12 protein-coding genes, 1 tRNA gene and 1 riboswitch are annotated in these 18,519 nt (G+C 54.0%); of the genes, 4 read left to right on the forward strand and 9 right to left on the reverse strand.

The window, feature by feature from the left end; all coding sequences use genetic code 11:
• Window positions 1–230: 230 nt before the first annotated feature.
• From B0B12_RS09380 to B0B12_RS09400, 5 genes are all read right to left on the reverse strand, one after another.
• Entirely contained in the window at window positions 231–1,190 is a 960-nt protein-coding gene (locus B0B12_RS09380; protein ID WP_076670170.1) for a PorP/SprF family type IX secretion system membrane protein, read from the reverse strand.
• 5 nt (window positions 1,191–1,195) lie between these two features.
• On the reverse strand, window positions 1,196–4,840 hold the full coding sequence (locus B0B12_RS09385; RefSeq protein ID WP_244554722.1) for an Ig-like domain-containing protein: 3,645 nt from the start codon (window positions 4,838–4,840) through the stop codon (window positions 1,196–1,198).
• Window positions 4,841–5,418: 578 nt separating this feature from the next.
• Window positions 5,419–6,825: a T9SS type A sorting domain-containing protein gene (locus tag B0B12_RS09390; protein WP_076668211.1), complete on the reverse strand. Its 1,407-nt coding sequence runs from the start codon at window positions 6,823–6,825 to the stop codon at window positions 5,419–5,421.
• 172 nt (window positions 6,826–6,997) lie between these two features.
• A tRNA-Met gene (locus B0B12_RS09395) sits at window positions 6,998–7,070 on the reverse strand.
• An 83-nt stretch (window positions 7,071–7,153) separates the two neighbouring features.
• Entirely contained in the window at window positions 7,154–8,956 is a 1,803-nt protein-coding gene (locus B0B12_RS09400; protein WP_244554661.1) for a BamA/TamA family outer membrane protein, read from the reverse strand.
• Between the two features lie 189 nt (window positions 8,957–9,145).
• Here B0B12_RS09400 and hemW point away from each other — a divergent pair, with 189 nt between their 5' ends.
• The 3 genes from hemW (at window position 9,146) to B0B12_RS09415 (ending at window position 11,543) form a co-directional block, all read left to right on the forward strand.
• Window positions 9,146–10,273: a radical SAM family heme chaperone HemW gene (gene hemW, locus B0B12_RS09405; RefSeq protein ID WP_076668213.1), complete on the forward strand. Its 1,128-nt coding sequence runs from the start codon at window positions 9,146–9,148 to the stop codon at window positions 10,271–10,273.
• Between the two features lie 76 nt (window positions 10,274–10,349).
• Window positions 10,350–10,769, forward strand: a complete 420-nt coding sequence (locus B0B12_RS09410) for a hypothetical protein (RefSeq protein WP_076668215.1) — start codon at window positions 10,350–10,352, stop codon at window positions 10,767–10,769.
• A 3-nt stretch (window positions 10,770–10,772) separates the two neighbouring features.
• Window positions 10,773–11,543 carry a cyclase family protein gene (locus tag B0B12_RS09415; protein WP_076668218.1) on the forward strand — a complete coding sequence of 257 codons (771 nt, stop codon included), beginning with the start codon at window positions 10,773–10,775 and terminating at the stop codon, window positions 11,541–11,543.
• 226 nt (window positions 11,544–11,769) lie between these two features.
• Here the strand turns inward: B0B12_RS09415 and metF are convergent, their stop codons facing one another.
• Both metF and metH read right to left on the reverse strand, forming a co-directional pair.
• A complete protein-coding gene (gene metF, locus B0B12_RS09420; RefSeq protein ID WP_076668221.1) occupies window positions 11,770–12,726 on the reverse strand; it encodes a methylenetetrahydrofolate reductase [NAD(P)H] in 957 nt (318 codons plus the stop codon).
• A gap of 31 nt (window positions 12,727–12,757) precedes the next feature.
• A complete protein-coding gene (gene metH, locus B0B12_RS09425; RefSeq protein ID WP_076668223.1) occupies window positions 12,758–16,468 on the reverse strand; it encodes a methionine synthase in 3,711 nt (1,236 codons plus the stop codon).
• Window positions 16,469–16,540: 72 nt separating this feature from the next.
• A riboswitch (SAM riboswitch) is annotated at window positions 16,541–16,650 on the reverse strand.
• Between the two features lie 393 nt (window positions 16,651–17,043).
• Here metH and B0B12_RS09430 point away from each other — a divergent pair.
• Window positions 17,044–17,667: a hypothetical protein gene (locus B0B12_RS09430; RefSeq protein WP_076668226.1), complete on the forward strand. Its 624-nt coding sequence runs from the start codon at window positions 17,044–17,046 to the stop codon at window positions 17,665–17,667.
• A gap of 136 nt (window positions 17,668–17,803) precedes the next feature.
• On the opposite strand, the gene rpmA is transcribed toward B0B12_RS09430, so the two are convergent.
• Window positions 17,804–18,073, reverse strand: coding sequence for a 50S ribosomal protein L27 (rpmA, locus tag B0B12_RS09435; RefSeq protein ID WP_076421363.1), 270 nt, complete (start codon window positions 18,071–18,073; stop codon window positions 17,804–17,806).
• 71 nt (window positions 18,074–18,144) lie between these two features.
• Window positions 18,145–18,453, reverse strand: coding sequence for a 50S ribosomal protein L21 (rplU, locus tag B0B12_RS09440; protein ID WP_076670176.1), 309 nt, complete (start codon window positions 18,451–18,453; stop codon window positions 18,145–18,147).
• Between the last annotated feature and the right edge of the window lie 66 nt (window positions 18,454–18,519).

Raw genomic sequence — 18,519 nt, forward strand, 5'->3', positions numbered from 1 at the left:
TTTAAACTTAATTACGGCAAAATCCTATCTTGCTTATTTAGTATAAAATCTGTGTCGGCACATAGCTGCGGGCATGCCTGATTGGGTCATCTAGGCCATACCTAAATTGTATTTTTCAGACTTGGGCACAAAAGTAGAAACAATTAGGCTTACTCTGTATCAGCAACATAAAAAAATTATTGCGACACAGCCCCGCCTTCATTTGTACTAAACCGAAACAAAATCCTGCTTTACCAAACCCATTGCGGGCAGATGATGCGGCGGTCGTTCAACAGTTTGAAACCGACTACTACCTCGTGGGTTCCGGCGCTTACCCGGTTGAGGCCTGACGTAGTGGCATCGTAGGAATAGGAAATGTCGATCAGCGGGCTCACGTAAACGCCCACCATGCCCACAATTGCGTCGTTGTGACGATAGGAGGCACCCACCCAGAAACGCTCATCGTAAAGGGCACGCAGGTTCACGTCCACCGACAGCGGACTCGGGGCGGCCAGCTTGAACATGACGGACGGGATCAGGTCAATTTTACCTCCTGGGGCAAAACGGTAACTGCCTGTCAGGAAATAATGCCGCTGCAGGTCGAGCGACACGTTGTTTTCTTCAGAAGAACGGAAAGTGCCGGCGTTTTCGAGCAGCTGCGCTCCGGCCAGGCCCACCGAGAAGTTACGGGAGTATACCCACAGCCCCAAGGAAAGGTCCAGCACATTCTGGTTAATCCGCCCGCCACCTATCAATGGCTCTGCCGGATTGGTGAACTCCAACTCTGCGCTGTTTACTGTATTGCGGATCAAACCGGCCGCCACTCCCGCCGACACATTGATGGTACGTGTTACAGGCAGGTGGTAGGCGTACGTACCCGACAGCCCTGTCCGGCGCAAGGGGCCTGTCTTATCGGTATGGAAAATGACGCCTGCCCCGTGATGCGCCAAAGCCTTGGCATACTTGGTACTGGCAGCGCCCTTGTTCAGAGGCATATGGGCAGAGGCGTAGTAGGTAACGGGCGCTCCGTCGAGGCCTACCCATTGTTGCCGGTTACTGATGCGTATGTCGGCGTAATCCTCTATACCTGACAGGGCGGGGTTAAGCAGAAAGTTATTGACCATGTACTGGCTGTACTGCGGACGCTGCTGTGCGAAAGCCTGCGCAGCAAAACCCACCAATACTACCAACAGGAGAGACAGCTTTTTCATAGTCATTATCTGATAATGGTCACGTGCCCTGAAATTGGTTTTTCGGAGCTGTTGAGATAAATGATGTAGTAATAGGTGGCCACCGGCAGCGACTCGCCATTGTAGGTGCCATCCCAAGGGGTGGCATAGCCGGTTGAGCTGAAAATCTGGTTACCCCAGCGGTTGAAGATCTCAATGCGGGCATCCGGATAATTCTGAATGTTTCCGATCTCCCACACATCGTTCACCCGGTCGCCGTTCGGTGAGAAGGCGTTCGGTGCCGTGATGGTAGGTATAACTGTTACGGTTACCTCATCGGTAGCCGTGCAGCCTTCTTCAGTCGTGACGGTCACGGTATAGGTGGTCGTCACGTCGGGCCTAGCCACTGGGTTAGCCACGTTAGCATTGCTCAGGCTTTCTGCAGGTTCCCACGCATACGTCACGCCGCCGGTGGCACGAAGCTCTGTAGGACGCCCCTGTATGATCTCCACATCCGGACCCGCATCTGCTACGGGCTCCACAATGGTCACATTAACGGCTGTGCGGGTAGCGTTGGTGCAATTGTTGTTGTTCCTGGCCTGCACATAGAATGTGGTGTTACCACTAAGTTCCGGCGTAACGAAGGTTGTACCCACAAAGAGCGGCGACCCGCCTGTAGGGGCATCGAACCACTCAATGGTGTTGCCATTGGCATTGGCCACTGTCAGGGTAGCAGAGCCGCCCACACAGGCGCGGGCGTCTTTCACTGTCAGGATAGGCGCGTTTGGCAATGGCAGCATCGAGATCAGCACGGCCTCTGAAGGATTCTCGCAGCCTGCCGAAATAGCCACCCGACGGAACCAGGTGTCGCGCGTCAGCACCGGAGGGGTATAGCCTGCACCTGTATTTTGGCCGGGTGCCGGATTGAAGCCCGCTGTTGGCCCGCTGATGCTGCTTTCCCATCGGTATGTAAAGCCGCCGCTGCCACCCGAAGGAGTCGTGCCCGTCAGTGCCGCCGGCTGTGTGCCTGAGCAGATTTCCTGGGCTGCTGAAATGGTGTTTCCTGTAATGGCAGGCCGTATACGAATTTCGACTACGTTGCTCTCGCTCGGGGTACACTGTCCCGCGCTGACAACACGCCTGAACCAAGTGGTTTGGGTAATGGATCCTGGGGTATAGCTCTGCTGGTTGTTGGTACCGGATGCCGGTGTAAAGTTACCGGTAGCCCCACTTGTGCTCACCTGCCATTGGTAGGTATAGTTGCCGTTGCCACCTGCTGGAGCAGAGCCGGTAATGGTAGCCGGAGCAGTACCTGAGCATTCGTCCTGTTGAGAAGCCGTGATTGCATTGCTGGTGATGGCCGGAGAGACCGTAATCCTGACAGCTTGTGATGGAGAGTCACAGCTCCCTGACGTGACTACTCGCCTGAACCAGCTGTTACCAGTTAGATTGGTAGGTGGCGTGTAGTTCTCTCCGTTGTTGTTGCCTGGCGCCGCCACAAAGCCTGCGTCAGGCTCGGTCGAGCTGACTTCCCAGCGATAGGTATAAGGACCACCAGCCCCGCCGTTAGGCTGTGAGCCCACCAACTGGGCTGGCACATCACCTGCACATATTTCCTGTAAAGCCGGTGTGACGACGTTTGCGCTAGGAGGCACCGGCTCTACGGCCACTACTTCCACCACATTACTCGAGTCGGGGGAACAGTTAGCCGAGCGAACGACACGCCTGAACCAGGTTGTGGCGTTAATGGGCTGTGTTGGGGTATAATTCTGATTATTGTTCACGCCTGGCGCTGCCGCAAAACCTCGGTCTGGCCCTGCTGTACTTACGAGCCAGGTATAGCTGTAAGGTGAAGTTTCATCGCCGCCGGAAGGTTTGGTACCCGTAAGCGCTGCAGATACACCACCCACGCACACACTTCCTGTCTCCTGTCCTCCAATATCAATCAGGTTATTTGTCACGCGTGGGTTAACGGTAACGGTCACTTGCCGGCGAGGGCCTGTGCAGAGTATGCCTTGCGCCGAATCGCGGGCAGCTACATAAAAATTGTTACTGCCAGCTGGCAGTGGTGGCGTCACGAAAGTATTACCTACAAAAATAGGAGTTGCGTTGGGGTCATCGGTATCGAACCAAGCAAAGGAGGGGGCCGTTGACGTTGGGGTTAGCTCCACAAAATCGCCCTCGCAGACAATGCCCGGGTTAGCAATGGTTGGCAGCCCTGGCTGCTGGAGTATGATGACTTGCACCGGCGGCTGTGGTTGCCCCTGGAAAATGGCATTGGAGCTGCCGCATTCGTTCACCGCTTCTACGGCGATGGTATAGGTGCCGGGCCGGTCAAAATCATAGGCATAGCTGAAGGTCTCCGAATTGAAGGTACGGGTTGTTGGTCCTTTCGGTCCGTTGATGGAGATGGTCACCGTGATTTCCTCCCCGAGGTTCTTGTCGATGAACAGACCACCGCCGCCACCTGGAACGCCCCCGCCACCGGTACCACTCAGGTCAATTCTGGTTGGTCCGCAAAATACGCCACCTGCCGGCGGCTGCACCTGTGGCCATCCAACTACAATACCTTGCGAGGCTGTGTCGGAGTCGCACCCGTTGGTGACGATCTGCTCAATGGTATACACCCCGGATTCTGTAAAACGGAAAACAGGATTCGCTTCTGTCAGGCTGCCCGATTCCAGCACGTAGCCCTGATCTGGCGTTACGGACCACACATAGCTTAGCCCTCCACCAGTGGCGGAGTCTTCGGGTGTGACGATGACGGGCACACAGGGGGGTTGTTGATTTTCATCCGCCCGCTTTTTGCCCAGCGAAAACCCGGCCTTGGGCTCTTTGCTGACACTGTATACCTGCGTGAAGGGTTCCGTACAACCATTGCCAGCTACAGCTGATATCGTGATGGTATAATCCCCAACGGCGGTGTATGGTCTCGGATTGGAGATCGGAAAATCAGAAGGGCGGTACTGCACCGGTGCACTGCCATCGCCCCAATCTACGGAGTAGCTGCGGATGTCACTCAGGTATGGCTCTTGCGTAGTGTTACTAATAATGGCTGTTACGCTAATTTCGTCATCTGCAACAGTATCAGGCAGACAGGTGAGAAAGCTGTTTTCTTCGGTGAAAGAGATTTCTGGAAGCGGGCGCACCTGCACTTCGCGCACTACTGGCTCAGATTCACAGCTCGTTTCGCGGCTTGTTGCAAAAACGGTTACATTATAGGGCTTTACACCTGTTTCTCGCAGGTCATACGCATATGTTACATTGGATCCTCGGGCCGTATTGCCATCCCCAAAATCCCAGGTATAAATAAAGAGTGCATCGTCTGCGTTATTTACTGAAAAAGCTAATGCAGTACCCGCACAGGCTGCAGTAGAGGGAGTAACGGTAAAGTTTGGCGCCGCCGGGCGGCTGTTAACAGTGATGGGGACCTCAGAGGAAACACTTACGTCACATGCAGTACCTGACACCTGCACTCTATACCTGCCCGTTTCAGTAACTTGCAGCTCTCTGGTTGTGACCCCAGTCTGAACGCCATCTTTAAACCATAGGTAGGAAAGCCCAGCACCTTCAGGAGCTCTTAAGATAGTTTCTTCACCTTCACACAGAACAGTACGTCCCTCAATCTGTACAGTGTTTGGACAGGGAGCTGCCCAAGCATGGACACTTGATAATAGCAGAAAAGCAAGCAAGCTAAAGAACAGATGCCTGGGTAGCAGTTGGCGCATCGGATCAGGTTTAAAGGGTGACATTTGGCTGTACTGAAACTATAACGATATAATCATTCATTATGATTTATCAGCGCACGACTTTAAAGCAAATATGGCTTAAATATAAGTAAAACAATCAAATAACAGTATATACACCTTATTTAGTGGATGACAAATTTGCCCCCATAATTGGCTTACAAACGAGAAGCTTTAATGTTTAGGATCTGCTCTGATAGTTACCTACAGTAGAAGACCCTTATGTACGGGAAAGGGTATAGTTCTGTTTAAATATAGTGGCGATTATATTTAAACTGCTATAGCCAGGAATTCGAAAGATGATCGGAGGCAGTGACGCGTCCCCCCAGGCTAAAGATAGAAGCCTTGAATCGTTTTTAGCGTGAATCAGCAATATAGCGATGGTCGCTACAGTTTGGAGAAAGAACTTAAGGGAAAGGCAACAGCAAGCGCACGAGCATACCTACGCTTGCTGTATATGATTTGTCGTCAGTTTTAAAGTAAATGCGCTAACCCCGTGTTATGCAGAAAACGCGCTGCTGCGTCTAGCGCTGGAGCAGTACTTTCTTTTTCAGGTATAGGTCTGGTGTTTGAAGCATGAGTACATAAATACCATCGGGCAGTTGGTCTAACGCGAGTGCCACGGGCTTGTTCAACTGCAGCATTTCTTTTCGGTATACCTGTCGCCCTTGCAGATCCGTTATCACCAGCAGTGCCATCGGGAGTGGCTCCTTGGAAGACAAGATCAGCTTCTTCTGGCCCGGGCGCAACGTAACGTTAACCCCAGGCGGAATGACTTCTTCCGGCTGCACCTCCTCCTTTTCTTCCTCCTGCACCACTTCCAGCGCATCTGATAAAACAGAGGAGCATCCCTCGGAATTTTGTACCCGCACCGTGTATGTACCCGCTTCCGTTATGGTGATGACCTGCGTATGCTGCTCCAGCAACACCCCATTGCGCCACCACTTATAGGCTGCTCCCGCCACAGATGTCTTCAATTCCTTTCCGCTCAGCTGCTCAATGGCCGGCTTGGCAGGTATAGGCAGCACCTTTACCATGATCGCGTCGCTAATGTGGTGGCAATCTGCTGACATTACCTTGCGTCTGAACCAGGTGGTTTCGGTTAAGGCTGCTGGTGTGTAATTCTGCTGGTTATGCACTCCATCCGCAGGTATAAACCCTTCGGTAGCACCGTGTGTGCTGCTCTCCCACAGATAGGTATAAGCACCTTCGCCACCGGCGGGGACACTGCCGGTTAGAGCCTGTGGTTGTTGGCCAGCACAAAGCGCCTGCTCTCCCTGTACCTGATTATTGCTCACAGGCGGGTAAACTGTTACAGCCAGTTGAGAAGCGGCACTCTGGCCACACGCGTTCGCGGCAGTTACCCGCACTACTCCTCCTACGTTTGCTGTCAGGATCTCTACCTCACTTGTTCCCTGACCTGATACAATCACCCATCCGGCCGGGATGCTCCATACATACGAACGGGCATCAGCTGTCGCCTCGACTTTGTACTTGGCGCGGCTACCAGCACACAAAGCGGAAAGCCCTGTTATGGCACCCGGCTGCACGGGAGGGTTATCCAGTTGAACTGCCAGCTCGCGGGCCCCGCTTACCCCGTCGTTATTCTCAGCCACTACGCTGATGACGCCACCTTTACTACCCGCTATAACCGATATTTGCCTGGTCGCTTGCCCGGCAGTAATCACCCAGCTGTCCGGAACGGACCATCTGTAAGAAATAGCCCCTGCAACGGCCTCAACACTATAGAAGGTATGATCCTGGCCCGGACAAACCTTTGCAGGCCCGGCTATAGCACCTGGGGTAGCGGGAGGAGCATACGCTATACCTGTCGGATTAGCAAAGGCGGCGTGACTCCGGCTACACCAAGGCAATGTAGAATTAAGAAGTAGTAGGGCAATTAAGAGGAACCGGAGTCGGGCTGGCGTCATGAGGTATAGCAATCATATATTCTTTCCCGAATATAGAAACTTTACTACATATAACGATGCTCCTTCGTTGAATATACCGGGGAAGTGATCGATAAAAGGATAGAAACAGGAATGCAAAGAGGCATAAAAAGCAAAAGCCTTGAACCGTTTTCGATCCAAGGCTTTTCTAAGGTAGCGGGAACAGGACTCGAACCTGTGACCTTTGGGTTATGAGCCCAACGAGCTACCAACTGCTCCATCCCGCACTGTTATTGTGTTACAAAAGTAGTATAAAGATACTTACTACGCAAGCTTTGGTTACTAAAAACCTCAAAAAAATTGCGCCAGCTTAGAATTTACTCGTGATGCCGAAGTGTATCTTCGAGGCTCTCAGCGACATAGGCTGTTGTCCTGATTTTCCGACAGAGTACACCAATTGAAAGATACCGGCACCCGTACTGAAGCTGATGCCTCCGCCAACCCCGAGCGGAAGGCCCTCCGCTTTGGATTGTTCCAGATCGCTGCGGTAATAGGCCTGGTCATAAAAGAGCAGCACATAAGAATCTTCGGCCGTGAACAGGCGGTACTCCAGCGTGCCGATGCCATAGGTAGAAGCGAAAAAGAAATACTCGTCAAAGCCCCGCAAGGAGGACAGCCCACCGATGCGGTACATGTCGTTCAGGAAGATCTGGTCGTTGAGGAGCGCTTCGCCCCGAAGCCTGGCCAGCAGGGCGCTGTTTTTGCCTACCCGGAAAAAGTTTTCAAGCCGCAGGCCCAGGCTGAGTTGGGTCGTGTTCACTTCCAGCGTATCATAAAATTCTTTTTCAAGGTTTGGGTTGCGCAGCAGCTTTTTGCGGCCTGCGGCCAGCTGCAGTTCCACCAGGCGCCCTTTACGCGGGAAATAGAAATCGTCGAGGTTGTTCCAGAGGTAGTTCAGGCCATAGGTGTTGGTGCGGGCATCGGCCAGGTCGAGGGCCCGAAGGCTTTGGGGACTGGCCGTGGAGAGGATGCGGGAGTTGCGCCACTCCGTGAACACACTAAAGCGTCCATACCGGATGGTATTGTAGGCCAGCTGCACCCGCGGCTGTATGGTGATGAAACTGGAATCCTGCTTCAGCAAACCGAAGCGCGTGCCCAGCTCGAAAGGGGTCCCGAAAAGGTTGGGGTGCAGGTACTCGCCGTTCAAGATCACAGAGCCTTTGTTAACCCGCCGCCACTGCAGCCCCAGTTGCTTGCCGCTGCCCTTTATGTTCCGGATGTTCATGTTGGCCTCGCCCGTAATCAGCAGTTTGTTACCCGAGCGACTTGGGTCCGGTAGAAAACCGACCACGCCATCAATCTGGTTTGTTTGGCGATCTTCGAGAAAATAAACGACCCTCGCCTTATCTCGGTAGAACTGCACCTGCGGCGGACGCGTCACTTTCAGGTATGGCAGGGTAGTGAGCATCCGCTGCGAGGCCTCGACCTGGTCCTGGTTATAGGGTTGGCCCGGGTATAGCTGCAGGTAGCGCATCAAAAACTTGGGCTGTGTTTTGCTGCCGCCCATTACCTGTAGGGTATCGTACGTCACCACAAAGGCCTTCTCGACCATCAGGGCTGCGGATATTCTGTTGTTTTTGATTTCGATGGAGTCGAGCCAGACGGAGGCGAAGGGGTAGCCGTTGCGCTCGGCGTAGTCGAGGATGCGCTGCTGCAGCCGGGCGTACTCGGCCGGCTTAAAAGGCACGTTGCGGTAAAACTTCTCACGGAAGCCAGATTCCACCAGAATGCCTTCACTCAGGTTGCCGTTGCGCAGCTCGGCCCAGTCGAAGCGCTTGCCTATGTGCAGTTTCACGTGGAGCGTGTCGTTGCGTTTGTAGGAGCTGTCAGCCGAGGCGAGCAGGTAGGCGTCCTGATGGAGACGGTGCACCAGCGCCGTTACCTCTTTGCGCGCCTCTAGGGTGTCGGCCAGTTGGGTGCGATAGCTATACTGCCGCAGCACTTGCCGGTCCGGGTCGGCCGTGTATACCCGGAGCGCGGCTTTTGCCTGACTGACCAGCTTGGGCGCCGGGGGCTGCACCTGCTGCGGTGGCACAGGCGGCTTGTCCTGCGCCTGCACCAACAGGGACAGCCACACGAATAAGCACCAGACTACGACAGCGATTTTGTACATTTGCGCAGGTAATGTGCTATTGATTTAATGGGTTCATGTGCTAATCTTTTAAGGATGCACTTAAGCAAAAGTAACGATAAAGCATTAAATGTTTCCTGCTTCTTCAGCATTCATGATTGAACAATTCAGCATCTTTATACATTCATTCATTAGCACATGATCATATTACCTTAATTAGCACATTAATAAATGTCCGGCATCTACCTCCATATACCTTTCTGCAAGCAGGCCTGTCACTACTGCGACTTCCACTTCAGCACATCCATGGGACACAAGGATGCCACCATACAGGCCATTGCGCAAGAGCTGAAGCTGCGCCGCGACTATTTGCAGGGGCAGGAGGTACGTACCATTTACTTTGGCGGCGGCACCCCTTCGCTGCTCACGCAAGCGGAGTTATACCTTCTCCTGCAAACTATCAAAGGTTTGTTTAAAGTTTCGGAGGAGGCGGAAATAACGCTGGAGGCCAATCCGGATGACCTGTCGCCGGAGAAACTGCAGGAGCTAAGAGCGGCCGGCATTAACCGGCTGAGCATTGGGCTACAGTCCTTCCACGAGCCGCACTTGCGTCTGATGAACCGCGCCCACAACGCCACCGAGAGCCTACAATGCGTGCGCGACGCGCAGGCAGCCGGCTTCGACAACATCACCGTGGACCTGATCTACAGCATACCTGCACCGGACCATAGCATCTGGCTCGAAGATCTCAAAACACTCTTCTCCCTGAACGTGCAGCACGTTTCCTGCTACGCCCTCACCATTGAGCCCGACACGGCCTTGGGGCGCTGGAGCAAGAAAGGCACGTTTAAGCCTTCGGAGGACGAGTTCACGGCGCAGCAGTTCGAGATCTTGCTGGAGCAGATGAAGGCGCATGAGTATGTGCAGTACGAGGTATCCAACTTCAGCAAGCCCGGCTATGAGTCGCGGCACAACAGCAATTACTGGCGTGGGGTGCACTACCTGGGCGTGGGCCCGAGTGCGCATTCCTTCAACGGGCACAGCCGGCAATACAATGTAGCCAACAACCGCAAGTACACCGCCGCCCTGGCCGAAGGCACTATACCTGCCGAGGAGGAAAAGCTCACCTCAGCCGACCAGGCCAACGACTACCTGCTCACCACGCTCCGCACCATTTGGGGCTGCGACCTCAGCCTGATGCGTGACAGGTATGGCTACGACCTGCCGGCGGAACACGCGCTATACCTGCAGCAGCTTCAGGAAAAAGGATTGGCCAGCGTAGAGGCAGACGTGCTATACCTGACTGACCAAGGCAAACTGTTGGCCGACCAGATTACATTGGATCTGATGGTAGAATAGCCTGTGTGCTTGTTATTTCGGATTTCTTTGTAGATTTGATAGCAGCCGGAACACAGCCCCGCGCTTACGCCACACCATGCAGCTATTGGAAACGCTTTACCAAAACGACATCAGCCGGATTGCCACCGACCCCGAGCACGGCATCCTGACAAATACCTGGCTACGCCCCGTAGAACACAACGAGATGCTCCAGACAGCCGAAAAACTAGCTCAGCTGGTGCAGGAGTCCGGGGCCGACAAGCTGCTGCTAAACGCGCTTGTCATCGGCAAGCTGCTGCCCCACACCAAGGAATGGTTGTCCACCACCTATTACAAATCGCTTTCAGAACTGGGGGTGAAAAAGCTCGCCCGCGTGCTGCCCGAAAATGTTTTTAACAGACTCTCGTTTGAGGCCGTGATAACCAGAGCCGAGGCCCTGGGGGCGGTGACTTTTGAGGTGAGAAACTTTACAAATGACATCGATGCCCTGCGCTGGCTGCGGGGTTATGACAGCTAAACTATGCAAGCCTCCATCACTTACCGCGACCAACCCTATACCTTCGACCCGCTGCAGCCGCTCGACATTTCGATGCCGCTGCACAACCGTCAGCCCCAACCAGAGTGCTTCTGGGCTGAGCCGGTGGCGTTTGATGTGATTCGGGTCGGAGACTTTGTGGGAAGCGTGGCGGAAGGAGGCAGCACCAATTACAAGCGGGTGCACCTGACGCCCCACGGCAATGGCACCCATACCGAGTGCTACGGCCACATTTCGGCCGACGAAAACGCCACCATCCACAACTGCCTGAAACGCTTCCTGTTTGTGGCGCAGCTGATCACGGTTACTCCCCAAAAGCAGGAGAACGGAGATGAGGTAGTGATGTTAGCGGATGTGAAAGCCAAGTTGCAAGGTATAAAGTGCGAAGCGCTCGTCCTCCGCACCTTGCCAAACACGGACGAGAAACTTACCCGCCACTACTCCGGCACCAACCCGCCTTACCTGGAGCACACCATCGGCCAATATCTGGCTGAGAAAGGTATACAGCACCTGCTGCTCGACCTGCCCTCTGTGGACCGGGAACTGGATGAAGGCAAACTGCTTTGTCACCATGCCTTCTGGCAGTACCCCACAAACACCCGCTGCGGCGCCACCATCACTGAGTTGATCTATGTGCCGGGCCAAGTAGAAGATGGGTTATATCTGCTCAACCTGCAAATCGCCAGCCTACAGCTCGACGCCAGCCCCAGCAAACCTGTTTTGTATAAGCTGTCGCCTGTTTTCCCGACTTTGTAAGGTAGGCTATACCTTACATCAGACCTCGCAGTGTGCGCTGCTCCTGCGAGCGTCTCGCCCAATAGCCGCGTCTATACCTATACCTGCTAGCCACCGCCGATGGTTTAGACACTCGCGGGTCTGAAGACACCGCGAGGTCATGCGCAGGTATAGCAAACCCTAAATAAAAAAAGCTGAAGCCAATGGCCCCAACCTTAAGGTTAGGTTTAGTTTAGTTGAGGTTTCTTTAGAATAATGCCTCCGCCACTTTCCGAACAGACTCTGATTTGCCCATCGAGTAGTAATGCAGGCAGGGCACGCCAAACTCCATCAGCTCTTTAGACTGCTGTATCGCCCACTCCACGCCTACCTGCGCTGCGGCTTTGTTGTCCGCACAGGACTCAATGGCATCGGCCAGTGCACACGGAATCTCGACATGGAACAAACTTGGCAATAAAGTCAGCTGCGTCTTGGTGGTCATCGGCTTTAGTCCCGGAATGATCGGCACGTTTATACCTTCGGCACGGCAGCGATTTACAAAGTCGAAGTACTTCTGGTTGTCGAAGAACATTTGCGTCACGATGTACTCTGCACCAAGCTCTACCTTCTTTTTGAGCCAGCGCAAGTCCGAGGTCAGGTTGGGCGCCTCGAAGTGCTTCTCCGGGTAACCCGCCACCCCGATGCAAAAATCGGTACCGTTGTGGTAGGCCTGCTCCTCATCCAGGTAACAGCCCTGGTTCATATTCACGACCTGCCCGATCAGCTCTGTGGCATAGGTATGGCCATCGGGCTCGGGCACAAAGCGCTGCTCGCTCTTCACGCAATCGCCGCGCAACACCAACACATTGTCTATACCCAGGAAGTGCAGGTCAATCAGGGCGTTCTCTGTTTCCTCCTTACTGAAGCCGCCGCAGATCAGGTGCGGCACCGTGTCCACCTTGTAGTGGTTCTGGATGGCCGCACAAATCCCCACCGTGCCCGGGCGCTTGCGTGTGCTGCGCTTCTCCAGCAGGCCGTTCTCGCGCTGCTTGTACACGTACTCCTCACGGTGATAGGTTACGTCGATAAAAGGCGGCTTGAACTCCATCAGCGGGTCGATGTGGTTGAACAGGGTCTTCATGTTCTCCCCCTTAAGCGGCGGCAGGATCTCAAAGGTGAACAGTGTCTTGCCATTGGCGTTCTGGAAATGCTCGGTTACTTTCAATTTATCTGTTAATGGTTAAATGGTTGGTCTTCTATACCTGTTGCGCCACTGGCTTCGGCTCGTAATTCAGGTTCGGTGACAGCCAGCGCTCCAGCTCCTCTTTGGCCATACCTTTCCGATCGGCAAGGTCGGCTACCTGGTCCTCGCCTATCTTGCCGAGGCCGAAGTAGCGTGAGTCGGGGTGTGAGAAGTAGAAGCCGCTCACCGAAGCCGCTGGGTACATGGCCAGGTTTTCCGTTAGTCTCACACCAGTCTCCTCGGCATTGAGCAGGTTGAATAGCGTGATCTTCTCGGTATGGTCAGGGCAGCCAGGATAGCCGGGAGCCGGGCGTATACCTTTGTACTGCTCCTTGATCAGTTCCTCGTTGTCCAATTGCTCGTCTGCCGCGTAGCCCCACAGTTCCTTGCGCACTTTCAGGTGCATCAGTTCGGCAAAGGCCTCGGCTAATCTATCCGCCAGCGCTTTCACCATGATGGACTTATAGTCGTCGTGCTCGGCATCGTACTGCTCCAGGAGCTTCTCGATGCCAAAGCCGGCTGACACTACAAAGCCGCCGATGTAATCTGCTATACCTGTCTCTTTCGGGGCCAGGAAATCGGAGAAGGCGAGGTTGGGCACGTTTGCTCCTTTCTTGCCCTGCTGGCGCAAGGTATGAAACTCGGTGAGCACGTTTTCACGTGAATCATCGGCGTATACCTCGATCGTGTCGTCGGCCTGCACATTGGCGGGGTAGAAGCCCACCACAGCGCGAGCCTCCAGCAGTTGCTTGTCCACGATCTCCTGCAGCATGGCCTGCGCATCGTTAAACAGCTTGGTAGCCTCCGTGCCCAGCTCCGGGTCGTTCAATATTTTCGGGTACTGGCGCTTGAGCTCCCAGGTATGGAAGAAAGGCGTCCAGTCGATGTAAGGCACAATCTCGTGCAGCGGATAATGGGTGTATACCTTGTTGCCAATAAAGTTCGGCTTGGTTGGCGTTGTGGCGGCCCATTCTACCTGATACTTGTTCGCTCGCGCTTCTTCTATGCTGGCAAAAGCACGGTCTTTGGTGCGGCCGAGGTGGTCTGCGCGCAGCTTTTCATACTCTGCCCTCACCTCCGCGATATAGCTGTCGCGCTCACTGCTGAGCAGGCTGCTCACCACCGTCACGCTTCGGGAGGCATCGTGCACGTGTATAACCGGCCCGCTGTACTGCGGCGCGATCTTCACAGCGGTATGTACCCGCGACGTGGTGGCGCCACCGATCAAAAGCGGTATTTTCATGCCGCGTCGCTCCATCTCCTGCGCCACGTACACCATCTCGTCCAGCGAAGGGGTGATCAGGCCGCTCAGGCCGATGATGTCTACCTGGTGTGCTTCGGCTTCAGTCAGGATCTTGTCCAGTTGCACCATCACGCCCAGGTCGATCACTTCGTAGTTGTTGCAGGCCAGCACCACGCCCACGATGTTCTTGCCGATGTCGTGCACGTCGCCTTTCACGGTCGCCATCAGGATCGTGCCCGCGGTTGATTTCGAGGTGTCGGAGGCCAGCTTTTCCTGCTCCATAAAGGGCAACAGGTAGGCCACGGACTTTTTCATCACGCGGGCGCTCTTCACGACCTGAGGCAGGAACATTTTGCCGGCACCGAACAAATCGCCTACCACGCCCATACCTGCCATTAGCGGCCCCTCGATCACGTCCAGCGTTTTAACAGCCTGCTGCCGCGCCTCTTCGGTGTCTTCGTCGATAAAGTCTACGATACCTTTCACCAGCGCATGCTTTAGGCGTTCCTCCACCGGCGCCTCACGCCAGGAGTTATCAGCAGCTGTGGCTGTTTTACCCTTGCCCTTGATGGTTTCCGCGTAGGTCACCAGCTTTTCGGTGGCATCCGGGTGGCGGTTGAAGAGCACATCCTCGATCAGGTCGCGCAGCTCCGTCGGAATTTCGCTGTACACGCCCAGCATGCCGGCGTTCACGATGCCCATGTCCATACCTGCCTGCACGGCGTGGTAGAGGAACACAGTGTGCATGGCCTCGCGCACCACATCGTTGCCGCGGAAGGAGAAGGAGAGGTTGCTCACGCCACCGCTCACCTGTGCATGCGGCAGGTTGGCCTTGATCCACTTCACCGCCTCGATGTAGTCCACCGCATAGTTGTTGTGCTCCTCTATACCTGTGGCGATGGCCAGGATGTTCGGGTCGAAAATGATGTCCTGCGGCGGGAAGCCCACTTCGTCCACCAGGATGCGGTAAGAGCGTTCGCAGATCTCGATTCTGCGCTCCAGCGTATCGGCCTGGCCTGTTTCATCGAATGCCATCACCACCACGGCGGCACCGTACTGGCGCACCTTGCGGGCCAGTCTTTTGAACTCCCCTTCGCCTTCCTTCAAAGAGATCGAGTTAACAATCGATTTGCCCTGCGTGCGCTTCAGGCCGGACTCGATCACGCTCCATTTCGAAGAGTCGATCATAATCGGCAGCTTGGCGATGTCGGGCTCGGAGGCGATCAGGTTGAGGAAGTCGGCCATGGCCTGCTCCGAGTCGAGCATGCCTTCGTCCATGTTCACGTCGATGATCTGGGCACCGCCCTCTACCTGCTGACGGGCCACCGAGAGCGCTTCTTCAAACTTGCCGTCGACGATCAGGCGGGAGAATTTTTTGGAGCCTGTCACGTTGGTGCGTTCGCCAACGTTCACGAAAAGGGTATCGGAGGTGATGGTGAGGGGCTCGAGGCCGCTGTAGCGGGGGAGCGGGGCTACAGGAGTGGGAACGTGCGGTTTATACCTGCGCACCAGGTCTGCAATGACTTTGGTGTGTACGGGCGTGGTGCCACAACAACCACCCAGTATGTTCACCAGCCCTTCTATCAGGTATTCCTCCACAATGGCGCCCATCTGCTCGGCTGTCTCGTCGTAGCCGCCAAAGGCGTTTGGCAGACCGGCATTCGGATAGGCACTGATGTAACAGTCCGAAATACGCGACAACTCCTGAATGTGCGTCTTGAGCTGACGCGCGCCCAGCGCACAGTTAAAGCCCACGCTCAGGATAGGGGCATGGGAGATGGAGTTCCAGAAAGCTTCCACCGTCTGGCCTGACAAGGTACGTCCGCTGGCGTCGGTGATGGTACCGGACACCATGATGGGGAGCTCTTTGCCGCCGTCATTTACAAACTGTTGTATCGCAAACAGAGCCGCCTTGCAATTCAGGGTGTCGAACACCGTTTCCACCAAAAGTAGATCAGCACCGCCGTCTACCAGTCCGCGCACCTGCTCGTAGTAAGCCTCCACCAACTGGTCGAAGGTAATAGCGCGGAAGCCGGGATTGTTGACATCCGGAGAAAGGGAGGCCGTGCGGTTCGTCGGGCCGATGGCGCCTGCCACGAAGCGCTTGTGCGCGGGATCCTTTACTTCTGCTTCATCCGCTGCCTCACGGGCTATTCTGGCCGACTCGTAGTTCATCTCGTACACTACATGCTCCAGCCCATAATCTGCCATGGCAATGCTGGTGCCGCTGAAGGTGTTCGTCTCGATGATATCGGCGCCGGCATCGAGGTACTCTGCATGAATGGCCTTGATGATGTCCGGGCGCGTGATGGAGAGCAGGTCGTTGTTGCCCTTCAGGTCCGAGGGATGATCCGCGAAGCGCTCGCCACGGAAATTGGCTTCGGAGAGTTTGTAGCGCTGGATCATGGTGCCCATGGCGCCGTCGAGCACGAGCACGCGCTCCTGCAGCAAGGTATAGATCGGATGTGATGATGTGATCATGTTCGGTGTTCCCCCTCTTGGTTAAGTCTACATACGCGCTTATCAAGAAGGACACCCAGAGGCAGGCATACTCTCTTATCTTTTCCCGGCCAAGGTATGGCAGAGAAGGGAATTAGCACCAAGCTGGTACAAGGTTGCTAAGACGTCATCGGGCCCTGTCCCTCGGTCTTTCTTGATAAGAACACTGCAAATATACGGCACATATTCGAAAAGAATAATTTTAATTCCCTCTGAATATGACTTTAACAAGTTTGTTTACGACAACAAATCAAAAAGAGCGAAAAGCGGTGGGCATAAAAACAGAAAGGGATACTAAAAAGTATCCCTTTCCTAAAAGAGTTTAATTGTTTTCACTCTATAACTCTTTCTATTTTAGGTATACGGAGGCCGTGTAGGCATGTTGCCCTTTTCTGAATAAAACTTTGCTTTAGAGCGATTTGCCCCGGGAGGCCGTTTCACTCTCAATTCAGGTATAGCCTAATCGTCTATTTAATCAGGCTGTTGGTCTAGTTCTTTGCCAATGTCTTATAAAAGACTATACCTTAATAGCTTAGAACCTCACGGCAGGTATAAACATGAACTACAGAACATTCACGCTCAACGGCATCAGCGTTTTTCTGGGCCTTATCTTCTTTACGTCAGGTATGGCGAAGATCTTCTACGAGCACCAGTTCCCGGGGCTGATCGGGCCGGTGTGGCTGGAGGAGAAACTGGCTGCGTTCAACCTGGGGCTCTTCGCCCGCTTTATCGCCTATTCCCAGATCGTCATCGGGTTCATGCTGCTCACCCTCCGCTACCGCACCCTGGGAGCCATCGCCTTGCTCCCCATGCTACTCAACATCTTTCTGATAACGGTATCGCAGAACTGGAAAGGCACGCCCTATGTGCTCGCCTTTTTCCTGCTGCTCAACCTGGTACTGCTGTTAGCTGAGGCTCCTAAACTGCTGCACCTGCTCGGCTTCAGAACCACCTTTATACCTGTGGTGCACAAGCCGCTGCGCTATGGACTGCTTTGGCTGGCGGGTCTGGGTCTGGTGCTGTGCAGCGTACCACTTTCCTTTCTTAGCCTGACTACTGCTTATGTGCTTTGTGTGGCAGGTATAGCTGTAGGTCTCTATACCTATTTCAAGGGCGGCCGCGCCGGAAGACAGGCCAAGGCACCATCGTCTATACCTGAAGGCACGCTTGTCTCGAAGTAAACATCCAGGCGAACGGTTGATATACCGAACAGGCAGCGGAAAGCATAACCAGGCAGGTATAAAAAAAGAGGGCGCCCGTTCGGGACGCCCTCTTTTTGTTTGTGCCACCCGCAGGTGACGGCATGCGTCTTAAAGCTTAGGCTTCTGCTTCTACTTTAGGAACTACAGAAACGAATGAACGGTTCTTCACGCCTTTTTTGAATTGAACAACACCGTCAACCATAGCAAACAGTGTGTGGTCTTTGCCCATACCCACGTTTTTGCCTGGGTGGTGTGCAGTACCTCTTTGTCTTACAATGATGTTGCCAGCGATGATGTCCTGGCCACCGTAAATCTTAACACCTAGTCGTTTGGAGTGTGACTCGCGGCCGTTGTTAGAACTACCAGCTCCTTTTTTGTGTGCCATTTTCTTTTACTATTTAATTCAGGATAGCGGGCTATACCTGAGAGATTTTACGATTAATTTCCTCTTACTGCTTAACCAATGCTCTCGATCAGGACCTTCGTGAAGTGCTGGCGGTGACCATTCTTCTTGCGGTATCCTTTTCTTCTCTTCTTTTTGAAAACGATTACTTTATCGCCTTTCACGTTGCCAAGGATTTTTCCAACCACTTTAACACCGCTAACGAAAGGAGCACCCAAAGTAACAGTGCCGTTATCATCAGTAAGAAGAACATTGGTGAACTCCACGGCGTCACCATCATTGCCGGAAAGCTTGTTAGCGTAGATGAACTTACCGCTCTCTACTTTGGTCTGTTGACCTGCGATTTCTACAATTGCGTACATCAGCTTCAATGTATGTTTTAAAAAATTTAAGTCTGCAAAATTAGCGGACTTAAATTTAATATGCAA

Origin of the sequence: Pontibacter indicus, assembly GCF_900156345.1 — a bacterium.
Classification (GTDB): domain Bacteria; phylum Bacteroidota; class Bacteroidia; order Cytophagales; family Hymenobacteraceae; genus Pontibacter; species Pontibacter indicus.

Bases quoted from the DNA above. Each gene is read 5' to 3' on its own strand.
- B0B12_RS09390 (WP_076668211.1), bottom strand. From the start codon at position 6,825: ATGACGCCAGCCCGACTCCGGTTCCTCTTAATTGCCCTACTACTTCTT.
- B0B12_RS09430 (WP_076668226.1), top strand. From the start codon at position 17,044: ATGAACTACAGAACATTCACGCTCAACGGCATCAGCGTTTTTCTGGGC.
- metH (WP_076668223.1), bottom strand. From the start codon at position 16,468: ATGATCACATCATCACATCCGATCTATACCTTGCTGCAGGAGCGCGTG.
- hemW (WP_076668213.1), top strand. From the start codon at position 9,146: ATGTCCGGCATCTACCTCCATATACCTTTCTGCAAGCAGGCCTGTCAC.
- B0B12_RS09410 (WP_076668215.1), top strand. From the start codon at position 10,350: ATGCAGCTATTGGAAACGCTTTACCAAAACGACATCAGCCGGATTGCC.
- B0B12_RS09415 (WP_076668218.1), top strand. From the start codon at position 10,773: ATGCAAGCCTCCATCACTTACCGCGACCAACCCTATACCTTCGACCCG.
- rpmA (WP_076421363.1), bottom strand. From the start codon at position 18,073: ATGGCACACAAAAAAGGAGCTGGTAGTTCTAACAACGGCCGCGAGTCA.
- B0B12_RS09400 (WP_244554661.1), bottom strand. From the start codon at position 8,956: ATGTACAAAATCGCTGTCGTAGTCTGGTGCTTATTCGTGTGGCTGTCC.
- rplU (WP_076670176.1), bottom strand. From the start codon at position 18,453: ATGTACGCAATTGTAGAAATCGCAGGTCAACAGACCAAAGTAGAGAGC.
- B0B12_RS09380 (WP_076670170.1), bottom strand. From the start codon at position 1,190: ATGAAAAAGCTGTCTCTCCTGTTGGTAGTATTGGTGGGTTTTGCTGCG.